This window comes from Streptomyces coelicoflavus (assembly GCF_003112555.1).
In the GTDB taxonomy this organism is placed as follows: domain Bacteria; phylum Actinomycetota; class Actinomycetes; order Streptomycetales; family Streptomycetaceae; genus Streptomyces; species Streptomyces coelicoflavus.
This window is the reverse complement of the sequence record NZ_BEWB01000004.1, coordinates 276,390-287,606: the sequence shown is the minus strand read 5'-3', so window position 1 is coordinate 287,606 and position 11,217 is coordinate 276,390. Positions and strand designations below refer to the sequence as shown.

Annotated in this window: 12 protein-coding genes; 6 read left to right on the top strand and 6 right to left on the bottom strand. The window is 72.4% G+C overall.

Translation table 11 applies throughout. The annotated features are described in order from the left end of the window. Positions 1 to 222 precede the first annotated feature (222 nt). From Sco07f_RS09760 to Sco07f_RS09750, 3 genes are read left to right on the top strand one after another with little or no spacing between them, the layout of a single operon-like run. Entirely contained in the window at positions 223 to 660 is a 438-nt protein-coding gene (locus tag Sco07f_RS09760; RefSeq protein ID WP_007445261.1) for an MmpS family transport accessory protein, read from the top strand. 31 nt (positions 661 to 691) lie between these two features. Next, positions 692 to 2,377: an N-acetylmuramoyl-L-alanine amidase gene (locus tag Sco07f_RS09755; RefSeq protein WP_244942019.1), complete on the top strand. Its 1,686-nt coding sequence runs from the start codon at positions 692 to 694 to the stop codon at positions 2,375 to 2,377. A 51-nt stretch (positions 2,378 to 2,428) separates the two neighbouring features. Further along, the gene (locus tag Sco07f_RS09750; RefSeq protein ID WP_108987570.1) at positions 2,429 to 3,433 is read left to right on the top strand and encodes a L,D-transpeptidase family protein; all 1,005 of its coding nucleotides are present in this window, start codon (positions 2,429 to 2,431) and stop codon (positions 3,431 to 3,433) included. A 168-nt stretch (positions 3,434 to 3,601) separates the two neighbouring features. Here the strand turns inward: Sco07f_RS09750 and Sco07f_RS09745 are convergent, their stop codons facing one another. From Sco07f_RS09745 to Sco07f_RS09730, 4 genes are read right to left on the bottom strand one after another with little or no spacing between them, the layout of a single operon-like run. After that, positions 3,602 to 4,468 carry a cytochrome c biogenesis CcdA family protein gene (locus Sco07f_RS09745; RefSeq protein WP_108987569.1) on the bottom strand — a complete coding sequence of 289 codons (867 nt, stop codon included), beginning with the start codon at positions 4,466 to 4,468 and terminating at the stop codon, positions 3,602 to 3,604. Then, a complete protein-coding gene (locus tag Sco07f_RS09740; protein WP_108987568.1) occupies positions 4,465 to 5,247 on the bottom strand; it encodes a DsbA family protein in 783 nt (260 codons plus the stop codon). The genes Sco07f_RS09745 and Sco07f_RS09740 overlap by 4 nt, the downstream gene beginning before the upstream one ends. A 57-nt stretch (positions 5,248 to 5,304) precedes the next feature. Then, entirely contained in the window at positions 5,305 to 5,814 is a 510-nt protein-coding gene (locus Sco07f_RS09735; protein ID WP_007445159.1) for a hypothetical protein, read from the bottom strand. 50 nt (positions 5,815 to 5,864) lie between these two features. Next, positions 5,865 to 6,269 carry a hypothetical protein gene (locus Sco07f_RS09730; protein ID WP_108987567.1) on the bottom strand — a complete coding sequence of 135 codons (405 nt, stop codon included), beginning with the start codon at positions 6,267 to 6,269 and terminating at the stop codon, positions 5,865 to 5,867. Positions 6,270 to 6,816: 547 nt separating this feature from the next. Between Sco07f_RS09730 and Sco07f_RS09720 the strand changes: the two genes are divergently transcribed. Next, entirely contained in the window at positions 6,817 to 7,674 is an 858-nt protein-coding gene (locus Sco07f_RS09720) for a DUF2637 domain-containing protein (protein ID WP_007445156.1), read from the top strand. Positions 7,675 to 7,836: 162 nt separating this feature from the next. Here Sco07f_RS09720 and Sco07f_RS09715 read toward each other — a convergent pair whose 3' ends face one another. Further along, complete coding sequence (locus Sco07f_RS09715) at positions 7,837 to 8,298, bottom strand: DUF6299 family protein (RefSeq protein ID WP_108987793.1); 462 nt, start codon at positions 8,296 to 8,298, stop codon at positions 7,837 to 7,839. A gap of 242 nt (positions 8,299 to 8,540) precedes the next feature. Between Sco07f_RS09715 and Sco07f_RS09710 the strand changes: the two genes are divergently transcribed. Continuing rightward, positions 8,541 to 8,732: a DUF5999 family protein gene (locus Sco07f_RS09710; protein ID WP_054102297.1), complete on the top strand. Its 192-nt coding sequence runs from the start codon at positions 8,541 to 8,543 to the stop codon at positions 8,730 to 8,732. Between the two features lie 37 nt (positions 8,733 to 8,769). Here the strand turns inward: Sco07f_RS09710 and Sco07f_RS09705 are convergent, their stop codons facing one another. Next, on the bottom strand, positions 8,770 to 9,597 hold the full coding sequence (locus Sco07f_RS09705) for an alpha/beta fold hydrolase (RefSeq protein ID WP_108987566.1): 828 nt from the start codon (positions 9,595 to 9,597) through the stop codon (positions 8,770 to 8,772). Positions 9,598 to 9,800: 203 nt separating this feature from the next. On the opposite strand from Sco07f_RS09705, the gene lpdA reads away from it, so the two are divergent. After that, positions 9,801 to 11,216: a dihydrolipoyl dehydrogenase gene (gene lpdA, locus Sco07f_RS09700; protein WP_108987565.1), complete on the top strand. Its 1,416-nt coding sequence runs from the start codon at positions 9,801 to 9,803 to the stop codon at positions 11,214 to 11,216. Position 11,217 lies beyond the last annotated feature (1 nt).

Here is an 11,217-nt window from a genome sequence, read left to right as displayed (position 1 = left end):
GAAACATCGGCTCGCGGGGCATGGCGGCGGGATTATCGACCGAGTGACTGAGGACATGTCAAGCGACCGGACATACCGCGCATTTGAAAGGACGAAACGCTGCTGCTTCGCCCCTTTATGTCCACTCGCTCGCGTTGTGCACTCCGGGTGTTGTATAACCGCCCGGTTCAACTTCAGTTGCAAGTCGCATCGATCCGGACCATCGAAAGCTGAGCCCCGTTCATGTCAGCCAATGAATCCTCGGTAAACACAGCGGACGGCAGCCGGGCCGGTGTCCTGATCGCCGTCTTCCTGCTCCTCGCCTGCGCCGGCCTCGTCGGCTACGGACTGCTCGACACCGAGGACGACCCGAAGCCGGCCGCGACCCCGACCGCCGCCGTGACCTACGAAGTCACCGGCGACGGCACGGCCGAGATCTCCTACCTCGGCCCGGACGAGGACGGCAGAGCCTCCGTCGTACGGGACGCCGAACTGCCCTGGAAGCACACCGTCCAGGTGCCGCTCGGCGAAACCCCCACCGTGGCCGTCGTACTCGGCGAGGAGGGCGGACAGGCGGCCTGCACGCTCGCGATCCGCGGCCGGCACGTGCAACGGGCGACGGCCATGGGCGAGTTCGGGCGTGCCACCTGCACGGGCGCTCTGCCCGCCGACGGCAACTGATCACGGCGTACACACTTCACGAGGGGTGGGCATGAGCCCGAGGGGAATCCGCGCACGGCGTTCCGGGGTGCCGAAGCGCACGATCTGGCTGGCGGCCGGGACCGTCGTCCTGGCAGGTACCGGAGTGACGGCGGTGTCCGTGACCGGAGGCTCCGGGGGCACCGGCGCCGACGACACCTCCCGGCCCGCGCGGGCGCACACGCTGGCGCTGGACGGCAAGGACGCGAAGAAGCGCGAACTGCCGCGCACAGAGACGCAGTTGTTCTCCCTGGTCGGTGTCTCCTGGGAGGACGGCGCGGACGACTTCGAGGGCACCGCGCAGATCCGTACCCGCAGCGCGGAGAGCGGCACGTGGACCGGCTGGCGCGACCTCGACTTCGGCATCCGGGCGCCGGAGACGGAGGAGGGCGACGCCTCGGGCGTCCGCGGTGCCTCGGAACCCCTGTGGGTGGGGCCGTCGGACGCGGTCGAGGCCCGGGTGATGGCCGACGGCAAGGAGACGGCCGTGCCGGACGCGCTGCGGCTCGACATGATCGACCCGGGTGACGAGCGGGGCGGCAAGGGCCGGGGCGGGAGCAGCGGCAAGGGCGGCAACGGCGACGGGAACGGCAGGGGCAAGCCCTCCGCCGGGCCCGCCACCGGGGAGAGCGCCTCCGCCACGGTCGGTGCCCCGCCCTCCGCCGGGGACGCCGGGCCGACCACCGCCCCCGAGCCGTCGGCCGAGCCGACCCGGGAGCCCACGGACGCCCCGGCCACCGGACAGCCGGCCGCTTCCGGCTCCCCCGCCCCCTCCGAGGAGCCGGTCCAGGAGCCGACGGCCGAGCCCAGCGCCCCGGCCCCGAGCGAGGAGCCGCCGGCCTCCGCGCCCAGCAGCCCGGACGAGCAGCCGACGACACCGGCGCCCTCGGCCGAACCGACGCAGGAGCCGACGCAGGGGGCGACGCAGGAGCCGACGCAGGGGGCGACGCAGGAGCCGACGGAGGATGCCGCCACCCCCGCGCCGAGCGAGGAGCCGGCCTCGGAGCCCACCTCGGCCCCGACCACCGAGCCCACCGCGGAGCCGAGCGCCCAGCCGGAGCCGACCGGGGCCACGTCACCGGCCGCCCCCGCCGCCCCCGCGATCGTCAGCCGCGCCGAGTGGGGCGCCGACGAGTCGCTCGTCGCCGACCCTCCCTCCTACCTGGACAAGGTCGACGCGGTCTTCGTCCACCACACGGCGGGCACCAACGCCTACGACTGCGTCGACTCGCCGGCCGTCGTCCGGGCCATCCTCACGTACCACGTGAAGACCAACGGGTGGAACGACATCGGCTACAACTTCTTCGTCGACAAGTGCGGCACGGTCTTCGAGGGCCGTGCGGGCGGCGTCGACAAGCCGGTCCGCGGCGCCCACACCTACGGCTTCAACGGCTACTCGGCCGGTGTCTCGCTCCTCGGCGACTACGAGAACGGCGGCACCCCCAGCGCCGCGGCGAAGCAGGCCATCGCCGACCTCGCCGCCTGGAAACTGAATCTCCACGGCGTCGACCCCCGGGCGGAGGTCACCCTCACCGCGGCCGGCGACACCGGCGTGTACGAGACCGGCGAGAAGGCCACCCTGCACACCGTCTCCGGCCACCGCGACGGATACGCCACGTTGTGCCCCGGACAGGCCCTCTACGACGCCCTGCCCGCCATCCGCACGGCGGCCGGCGCCTCACGCTTCACCACCCGATAGGCCAGTTCCCGTATTCGCCCCCGTACTCGTCCTCGATGAAGGAACCTCTTCGTGCTGCCCGAACACGCCACTCTGCCCGTACGCCCCCACAGACTCGCCGTCGCCGTCGCCGCCTGCGGTGCCCTGCTCCTCACCGCGGGCTGCGGTACGGACGAGGGCGACACGGCGTCGGAGCAGGTGGCAGCAGACGCGGGACCAGGCTCGACCGAACCGGGCGCGACGGCCGCGGCATCCCCCAGCGGGTCCGAATCCGCGTCCGCCTCCCCTTCGGCGTCGGCCACCCCGAGCGACAGCACCTCGCCGACCACCAGCGCGACCCCTTCGGTTGCCGGTGAAGCCGGTGAAGCCGACGACGCGGCGGACGGCGACACGGCGGGAGGAACTCGACCCGGTTCCGGTTCCGGTTCGGGCACCGGCACCGGCACCGGTACTCAGCCGGAACCGGCACCTGGCGCAGACGCCCCGGACTTCCCCGTCCCCGTCGAGGCCGGCAACGCCACGCAGTTGATCACAGTCGAGGCCCGTGGCTCCTACGCCACGGTCACCGCGTGGGCCAAGGGATCCGCCGGCTGGAAGGAGCAGTTCTCCACCGGTTCCGGGCGGGTCGGGTCCAACGGCGTCACGAACGGGGCGACGCGGCGGCAGGGCACCTGGACCACCCCCACCGGGACGTACACGATCACCGAGGGTTTCGGCGTGGAGGCGAGCGGCACGAGCATGCCGTACCACGTCGTCACGGACGACGACTGGTGGGTGGAGGACCCCGAGTCGAAGTTCTACAACTCCATGCACAGCGCACAGGGCGCGGACTTCCCGCTGACCGAATCCGGCGACCGCGGCAGCGAACACCTCATCGGCTACCCCACCCAGTACGCCAAGGCCCTCGTCATCAACTTCAACCGGTGGCCCGCCACCCCCGGCCGCGGCGCCGGCATCTTCCTTCACGTCAACGGCAGCGGTGCCACGGCAGGTTGTGTCTCCGTCCCGCGGGCCACCATGGACCGTTTCATGAACTGGATCGAACCGTCCGCCCATCCCCGTATCGCCATCGGCTGACATTCCCGCGGTCGGGACAGGGACGCGGAGCGCACACCCACGGCTTCCGGCATCGCCACGAGGATCGGCTCCACGGACTCGTCGGCATCCCCCGTCGGCGTCCAGGAACACGGGCTCCTGCGACTCCGTGACTCAGGCAGCCGCGATCGCGTCGTCCGGGCCCGTCCGCTATTCCGGCCCGGCCCGTTCCGCGTCGTGCGGCGGGGCTGCGTCTCGTCGCGCGGCCGGCCGGAGCAGGACCAGCAGCGCGGCGAGGGCCGCCACCCCGGCCAGGATCAGCAGGACCAGCCGGTCGGAGACCGCCGCGCCGATGTCGGACAGCCGTTCCTCCAGGGCGAACTCGGTGTCGGTACTGAGCAGCGACGGCAGCGCGGAGGTGCCGTCGAAGGCCAGGAACGCCACCCCGAGCGCGACGAAGAACAGGCCGCCGACGAGGGCGGTGCTGTGCAGGGTCAGCGGGCCCGCCCGGAAGGTGCGGCCCCGCAGCCAGCGTTTGCGGCCCAGGTCGAACCGGTCCCACAGCAGGGCGAGTACGAACATCGGAACCGCCATGCCGAGCGCGTAGACGGCGAGCAGCACACCGCCGTGCAGGGGGTCTCCGTCCACAGCCGCCACGGTCAGGATGGAACCGAGGATCGGTCCCGCGCAGAATCCCGCCAGCCCGTACACCGCGCCCAGGGCGAAGACCGACAGCGCGGAGCCCGAGCGGCGCCCGCCCGCGGCCTGTGCCATCCGGCGGGAGCCGAAGCCCAGCCCGGCGATCTGGGCCACGCCGAGGGCGATGACCGTCCACCCTCCCGCGGTCACCAGGGCGTCCCGGTGGCCGTAGAAGAGGCGGCTGGCGAACGAGCCGGCCACGCCGAGCGGCACGAGTGTCGTGCACAGCCCGACGTAGAAGAGGCCGGTGCGCGTCACCAGCCGGGTGCGGCTGGTGAAGGAGTAGGCGAAGAAGGCGGGCAGCAGCAGCGCGCTGCACGGACTGAGCAGGGCCAGCAGCCCGCCGAGGAAGGCCATCGCCAGGCCGGCCTCGCTCATCGTCCGGCCTCCTTCGCCGCCTTCGCCGTCTTCGCCGCGCTCTCGACGGCTTCCTCGAAGGTGTCCGTGGGCTGGGCGCCCAGGATCGGTTTGCCGTTGACCAGGAACGCCGGGGTGCTGGTCACGCCGAGGTTGTAGCCCTCCTCCTGGTCCTGGAGCACGGCGTTGCGGGCCTGTTCGGAGGCCATGTCGGCCTGGAAGCGCTCGATGTCGGCGACGCCCGCCTCGCGGGCCATGGCGATGACGTTCTCGGCGTCGAACGCGCCGCTGTTGCGTTCGCGCGGCTTGCCGTAGGCGACGTCGTGGAACTCCCAGAACTTCTTCTGCCGCCCGGCCGCCCAGCCGGCCAGCGCGGCCCGCTCGGACTCCTCGCCGAAGATGGGGAAGTTGCGCCACTCGATGCGCAGGACGCCCTTGTCCACGTACGAGCGCAGCAGTTCGGGCTTGGTCTCCCGGGCGAACCGGCCGCAGAAGGGGCACTGGAAGTCGGAGTACTCGATCAGGACGACCGGGGCGTCCGCGCGTCCGACCCCCAGCGGGTCGGACGCGTCGCGGCGGGCGAGGGCGAGCAGGCCCGGGTCGGCGGGTGCGGGGGCGGGGTCGGCGGAGCCGGTGACGGCCGCGGATTCGCCGGCCTTCTTCCCGCTGGTGTCCGAGCCGTCGAGCGTGAGCGCGAAGGAAGCGGTCACCGCGGCGGCGGCGAGCACCGCCACGGCGCCGACGGTCCGCCTGCGGTTGCGGCGGGACGGGGAGGGGGTGGATCCGGTGGATCCGGTCATGGGGCACCTCGGATGGTGAGGGAGGGAAAGGGGAAGGGTGTGGGACCGGGCCTCGGGTCAGGCGGAAGGCGTGACCGGGCACTCGGTCCGGGAGGACAGCCGACGCAGCGCCGCTTCCGCCAGCAAACCCGCCGACAGGACGGCCAGCAGCGGCTGCAGCGGAGCCCAGTAGCTCAGGGCGCCGGAGGCCCCGAGGAGCACGAGGACGAGTTTGTTGCAGACCGGGCAGCCGACTGCGAAGAAGGACAGCACCCCGCCGATCGCGCCGAGACGGCCGCCGTCGGCGGCTTGCGGCTCCGGGGAGGACGAGGGCTCGCGCACTGCGGGCCCCCGTACATAGGTGCTCAGGACGATGCCGGCCAGTACGGCCGTGACGGCGAGGGCGGGGTAGTTCCACCACTGCACGGGGACCGACCGGCCGAACAGCGGATTGGGTACCACGTCGGTGGGCGCGCCGACCAGGACCGCCGTGGCCAGCGCACCCGCGCCTGCCACCGCCCACTGTCGGGACCGCCAACCACGCAGTGCCTCACCCGCCCGCCTGAAGGAGCGCGGGGAAGAGGACATGCCGAAGAACTCCGTTTCCGAGGATTGAGGGACGCGGCCTACGGGCCGGTCTAAATCCGCAGAACGGAGTGGAGGGTCGCCGGGGGCGGATCGGGGCCGCCCGCCGACGGACCGAAGTGCTGTGACGGGAGAGGCGCGGGATCGGTGTGCGGGGACGCGAGACCTGACCGGCCTCCCGAGGCGGACGGCGGCGGAGGGTTCTCTGCCCGCTGCACGTTGTGGTCCGAGACGGCCTTCTTGCCGCACGGGGCGGCCGCGTCGTCCGGCGGTTCGGCGGCGACGGCGTTGGTGGAGGCGACGACGAGGGTTTGTACCCGCTCGGCGGTGGGCGGCTGCGTGTCCTGCCCGGCGCGTTCCGCGTGTCCGAAGACGCACAGCAGCGCCACCACGCCCACGAGCAGAGCCAGCGCACCACGCAACCGGGCGTGTGCCCGCCCGTGTACCGCTCGCCTCATCGCCGCTCCCGCGCTGTTCGTGTCGCGGCCAGCCTAGGTCACCCGCGCCGGTGCCCGGTCCCCCAGGGGCCGGGACCCACCGGGCGCACCCTTTCCGTCGGCCGCCGCCCGGGGCGCCCCGGGCGGTTCGGCTCCGGCGCCTCAAGGGGTCCTTTGACGCTTTTCGTACCGGTCACGATCGAACCGGTGTGAATTCGGGATTGGGTAAGTATCGCAGAAATCGTTCACTCGACTGCCGCGCATCCGACGGAGTAGGCAGACGTTACTTCGGATATGACCGAGGAACACGGGGAATTGACGGCGCTTGGCCCGTACACCTACAGGCCCGGCAGATCTCACTGTCCGTCACCGAGCGACGGGACTCTGACCAGAGGCGGGCACCCCGTCCCTCTCCGTGTGACCGAACCGGTCCTGCAACGCTTCCTCGACGTCATGACCGAGTTGGAGAGCGGCCTCGCCGAACGGTGGGGCCGGGCGCAGGGCTCCCTCACGTGCACCAGGGCGGAGTGACCGGCTCCTCGTGTACGAAGATCACACTCACCCCCGCATGCCGTACGGCGAAGGGTCGTTCCGTACCACGGGCACGGGCCGGCACCGGGCTCCCCAGGACGCCTTCCAGGAAACCCTGGTTCCGCCCGAACCCGGCTGGGACCCGGCCGAGGAACTCGCGTTCCTGCTCCAGGACGCGATGGAGCAGCAGACCGGCGTCCCCTCTCCCTCTCCCTCCGCCACGGACACTTCGGCGCTCGCACCCGCCCCGGGCACACCGCTGAGCAATCTCCAGGAGATCACGGCGGAGCTGCCCCCGTTGAGGGAGTCCCCGACGAGTCACCGCAGGGTCCGCAGAGGGAGAAAGGTGAGCCGGCTGCGCGCCGCGAGCCTGTTCGTCGCCGCGCTCGCCGCGGTCATCGCGGCCTCCGTGAGCCTGTTCGGCGGCATGGTGGCCTACGAGCCGTTGCGCCTGGCCGCCGTGACCCGCACCCGGGGCAGTGTCGTGTCGTGGTGGCCGCTGCTGGTGTACGGGCCCTGGCTGGTGGCCTCACTGGCGGTGCTGCGGGCCGCGCTGCACCAGCGCCGTGCGGTGCACTCCTGGGCCGTGGTCCTGCTGTTCTCGGCCATCGCGATGCTGCTGTGCGTCGCGGAGGCGCCCAGGACCGTCAGCGACGCCGCGGCGGCCGCCCTGCCCGGTCTGGCCTCCCTGGTCTGCTTCCAGCAGGTCATCCGGCAGATCACGCTCACCCGTCCGCCCCGGCGGGCGGTGCCGCGTCACCGGCAGCGTGCCGCGGTCACGCCGGGTGACGATCCGTCGGGCAAAGCGGCCGCCGACCCGGTGTCCCTTCCGCAGCAGCGGCAGAATCCCGTGCGGTCGCCGCGGCCGGGCACGGGCCCCGGGAAAAGAATCTGACCCGGATCGGAACGAGGCGGTCGAAGCAGGGCGACGAAACAGGGCGACCGAAACAGGCTTCCATTTCCCTCCGGCGACTGCCCGGAAAGGAAAACGTTCGGAAAGGAAATCCGGAAGTCGTTTCGGTCGTCTTCCGGGCGGGTCCGCGGCCGCCGCGGCGGGTCAGGACGCCGTCAGGGTCACGTCCTGTGCCTGCCGGGCGTGGAAGCTCGGGAGGGGCACGATGCCCATGGGGCGCAGTTCCATCACGGTGGCCTCGACGCGGGCCGCGCCCGGCTTGAGGACGACCGTGTCGGGCGTGCCCGTGTTGACCCAGCGGTGCTCCAGTCCGTCGCAGACCGCGCGGGTGCCGCCGACGCCGTACCGGACGGACGGGTCGCTCTGGCTCACGGTGGAGCTGACGAAGACCGGGCCGCTGCCGCCGGTGCAGCGGTAGGTGCCGGAGAGGGTGACGCTGCCGTCGGCGGCGATACGGCCGACCGGGTCGACGGTCACCGACTCCGCGACGAGACGGGCGTCGTCGGGGGCGGCGGGCGCGGCCGGGGCGGCGGGCGCGGCGAGCAGGAGCAGGGCGGCGCCGGCGGTGGCGGTGAGGGCGGTGAGGGCGGCGGATCGTACGCGCATGGTGGGAACCTCCCGGTCGGTCGGAATGAGGGGTTCCACTGGTACCGGGCGAAGGGGCGGGCGGCAGTGACCGTCACCCCTTCGGTGGCGAGTCCGCGTCGACCGTCGTGGAACCGTCGCCGGCATGTCCGGGTGTTGTCACGCTCGCCACCCGGGTCTTGGCGGCGGCTCGCCGGCGGGTGCACGGTCGGTGCACGCGACGGTCCCGACGACGGGACGGTCTCCCGACGTGGAGGTGCGCCATGTGTGCCCACCGGCCTTCCTGCCCCGCGACCGACACCCGCGCGCACGTCGTCGCCGCCCACCCCGAGCAGGGGTGGCAGCTGCTGTGCGACGGCACGATCGTGTTCGACGACACCGGCGAACTGCGGCCCGACGGCCTGGCCGTCGCCCCGCACCGGGTGCCGGGCGGGCGCCCGGCGGTGGCCGCCTGACCGCTGCCGCCCCGCGGGCGCGGCAGCGGCCCCGGGATCAGTGCTTCTCGGCGATGAACTCCCGCAGCAGGGAGGCGAGCAGCTCCGGCTGGTCCTCGGGGATCAGCGTCCGGGCGTCCTCCACCTCCACCAGCCGCCCCTGCGGGAGGAGTTCGGCCAGGCGCCGGCCGTGGGCGCGGGGCATCATCAGGTCCTCGGTCGCCCAGACGACCAGCGCGGGCCGGTCGAACCTCCGCAACCCCTGGGCGGCTTCCAGGAGTTCGTCGCGGCGGACGTGGGTGCCGTAGTGCCGGAAGTCGCGTCTGATCGCCGGGTCGGTGCGCAGCGGGCGCAGCCAGCCGTCGACGACCGCGTCCGGCACGGGCCGCTTGGTGAGGGCGCCGATGCCGACGGGCAGGCGGCGCAGCGGCTTGAGGCCCAGGGTGCGGACCAGTGCGGACACCCCGCCGGGCATCCGGCAGGCGACGCCGATCAGCTTTCCCGGCAGGCCCGGCGGGTAGTTGTCGAACGCCTCGCACGCGACGAGGGCCAGCCGCGCGAGGCGCTCCGGGTGCCGGGCGGCCACCGTCTGGGCGCGTCCGCAGTCGTTCTCGACGAGGGTGACGTCGGTGAGGTCGAGGCGGTCGAGGAACTCGGCGACCATCTCGTTGACCAGGTCGGGTGTGGGCGGGCGGCGCATCGGGCGGCGGTGGGCGCCGTAGGGCAGGGTCGGCGCGATCACCCGGTGGTCGGTGCGCAGGTCCGCGAGGACCTTGCGCCAGACGGTCCTGTCGTGGACGAGGCCGTGGAGGAGGACGACGGTCGGGCCGTCGCCGCCGGTGTCCTCGTACTCGATCGTTCCCGCTCTCAGTTCGATGTCCGGCATGACGGCACTCTACGGCCGGCTCGGCACTCCGTACCCGGAGAAGCAGAGGATGCCGTCTTCCTCCGGCCGGCCGTCCTCCTCCGGCCGGCCGTGGTCGCCGGTCCGCGGGAAGAACAGTGACCCCGCCGAGACTTGAGACGATGGCCGCCCCGAACGAGTTCGGCGCGGCGAGCTCGATCTCACCTACGGAAGAGGGAAGACGGATGACAGCGAGCGAGCACTTCGACGTCGTCGTACTGGGAGCGGGCCCCGGCGGCTACACCGCGGCGGTGCGCAGCGCGCAGCTCGGGCTGAGGACGGCCGTCGTCGAGCCGAAGTACTGGGGCGGGGTGTGCCTGAACGTGGGCTGCATCCCCTCCAAGGCCCTGCTGCGCAACGCGGAACTGGCCCACATCCTGACCCGGCAGGCCGACACCTACGGCATCCGGAGCGGCGGTCCGATCACCCTGGACTTCGGCGCGGCCTTCAAGCGCAGCCGGGAGGTGGCGGACGGCCGTGTCGCCGGCGTGCACTATCTGATGCGCAAGAACGGCATCACCGAGTACGACGGCCGCGGCACCTTCACCGACGACCGCACCCTCCGGGTCGCGCTGTCCGACGGCACGAGCACCACGGTCACCTTCGACCACTGCGTCATCGCGGTGGGCGCCACCACCCGCCTGCTGCCCGGCACCGAGCTGAGCGCCCGCGTCGTCACGTACGAGGAGCAGATCCTCACCGAGGAACTGCCCGAGCGGATCGTCGTCGCGGGCGCCGGGGCCATCGGGGTCGAGTTCGCCTACGTGCTGCACAACTACGGCGTCAAGGTCACCCTCGTCGAGTACGCCGACCGGATCGTGCCCGCCGAGGACGCCGACGTCTCCAAGGAACTCACCCGGCACTACCGCAAGCTGGGCGTGGAGATCCTCACCTCCACCCGGGTCGACGCGATCGACGACTCCGACCCGTCGGGCCCGGTCCGGGTGACCGTCACCCAGGGGGGCACCCAGAAGGTCCTGGAGACGGACAAGGTCCTCCAGGCCATCGGCTTCGCGCCGCGGGTCGAGGGCTACGGCCTGGAGTCGACCGGCGTGCGGGTCGGCGACCGCGGCGAGATCGAGGTCGACGCCCGCGGCCGCACCAGCGTGCCGCACGTGTACGCGATCGGCGACGTCACCGGCAAGCTGATGCTGGCGCACGCGGCCGAGGCCATGGCCGTCGTCGCCGCCGAGACCATCGGCGGGGCGGAGACCATGGAGATCGACGACTTCCGGATGATCCCGCGCGCCACCTACTGCCAGCCGCAGATCGCGAGTTTCGGCCACACCGAGGCCCAGGCCCGCGAGGCCGGCTTCGACGTACAGGTCGCCAAGTTCCCGTTCACCGCCAACGGCAAGGCACACGGCCTGGGCGAGCCGGTCGGCTTCGTCAAGGTGATCAGCGACCGCCGGCACGGCGAGCTGCTCGGCGCGCACCTCATCGGCCCCGAGGTGACCGAACTGCTGCCCGAGCTGACCCTGGCCCAGCAGTGGGACCTCACCGTGCACGAGGTCGCCCGCAACGTGCATGCGCACCCCACGCTCGGCGAAGCGGTCAAGGAGGCGATCCACGGCCTCGCGGGTCACATGATCAACATGTGAG

What these genes read in the sequence shown, in the direction of transcription:
- Sco07f_RS09760 (WP_007445261.1), top strand. Translation starts at nt 223, where the DNA reads ATGTCAGCCAATGAATCCTCGGTAAACACAGCGGACGGCAGCCGGGCC.
- Sco07f_RS09755 (WP_244942019.1), top strand. Translation starts at nt 692, where the DNA reads ATGAGCCCGAGGGGAATCCGCGCACGGCGTTCCGGGGTGCCGAAGCGC.
- Sco07f_RS09745 (WP_108987569.1), bottom strand. Translation starts at nt 4,468, where the DNA reads ATGAGCGAGGCCGGCCTGGCGATGGCCTTCCTCGGCGGGCTGCTGGCC.
- Sco07f_RS09740 (WP_108987568.1), bottom strand. Translation starts at nt 5,247, where the DNA reads ATGACCGGATCCACCGGATCCACCCCCTCCCCGTCCCGCCGCAACCGC.
- Sco07f_RS09735 (WP_007445159.1), bottom strand. Translation starts at nt 5,814, where the DNA reads ATGTCCTCTTCCCCGCGCTCCTTCAGGCGGGCGGGTGAGGCACTGCGT.
- Sco07f_RS09730 (WP_108987567.1), bottom strand. Translation starts at nt 6,269, where the DNA reads ATGAGGCGAGCGGTACACGGGCGGGCACACGCCCGGTTGCGTGGTGCG.
- Sco07f_RS09720 (WP_007445156.1), top strand. Translation starts at nt 6,817, where the DNA reads ATGCCGTACGGCGAAGGGTCGTTCCGTACCACGGGCACGGGCCGGCAC.
- Sco07f_RS09715 (WP_108987793.1), bottom strand. Translation starts at nt 8,298, where the DNA reads ATGCGCGTACGATCCGCCGCCCTCACCGCCCTCACCGCCACCGCCGGC.
- Sco07f_RS09710 (WP_054102297.1), top strand. Translation starts at nt 8,541, where the DNA reads ATGTGTGCCCACCGGCCTTCCTGCCCCGCGACCGACACCCGCGCGCAC.
- Sco07f_RS09705 (WP_108987566.1), bottom strand. Translation starts at nt 9,597, where the DNA reads ATGCCGGACATCGAACTGAGAGCGGGAACGATCGAGTACGAGGACACC.
- lpdA (WP_108987565.1), top strand. Translation starts at nt 9,801, where the DNA reads ATGACAGCGAGCGAGCACTTCGACGTCGTCGTACTGGGAGCGGGCCCC.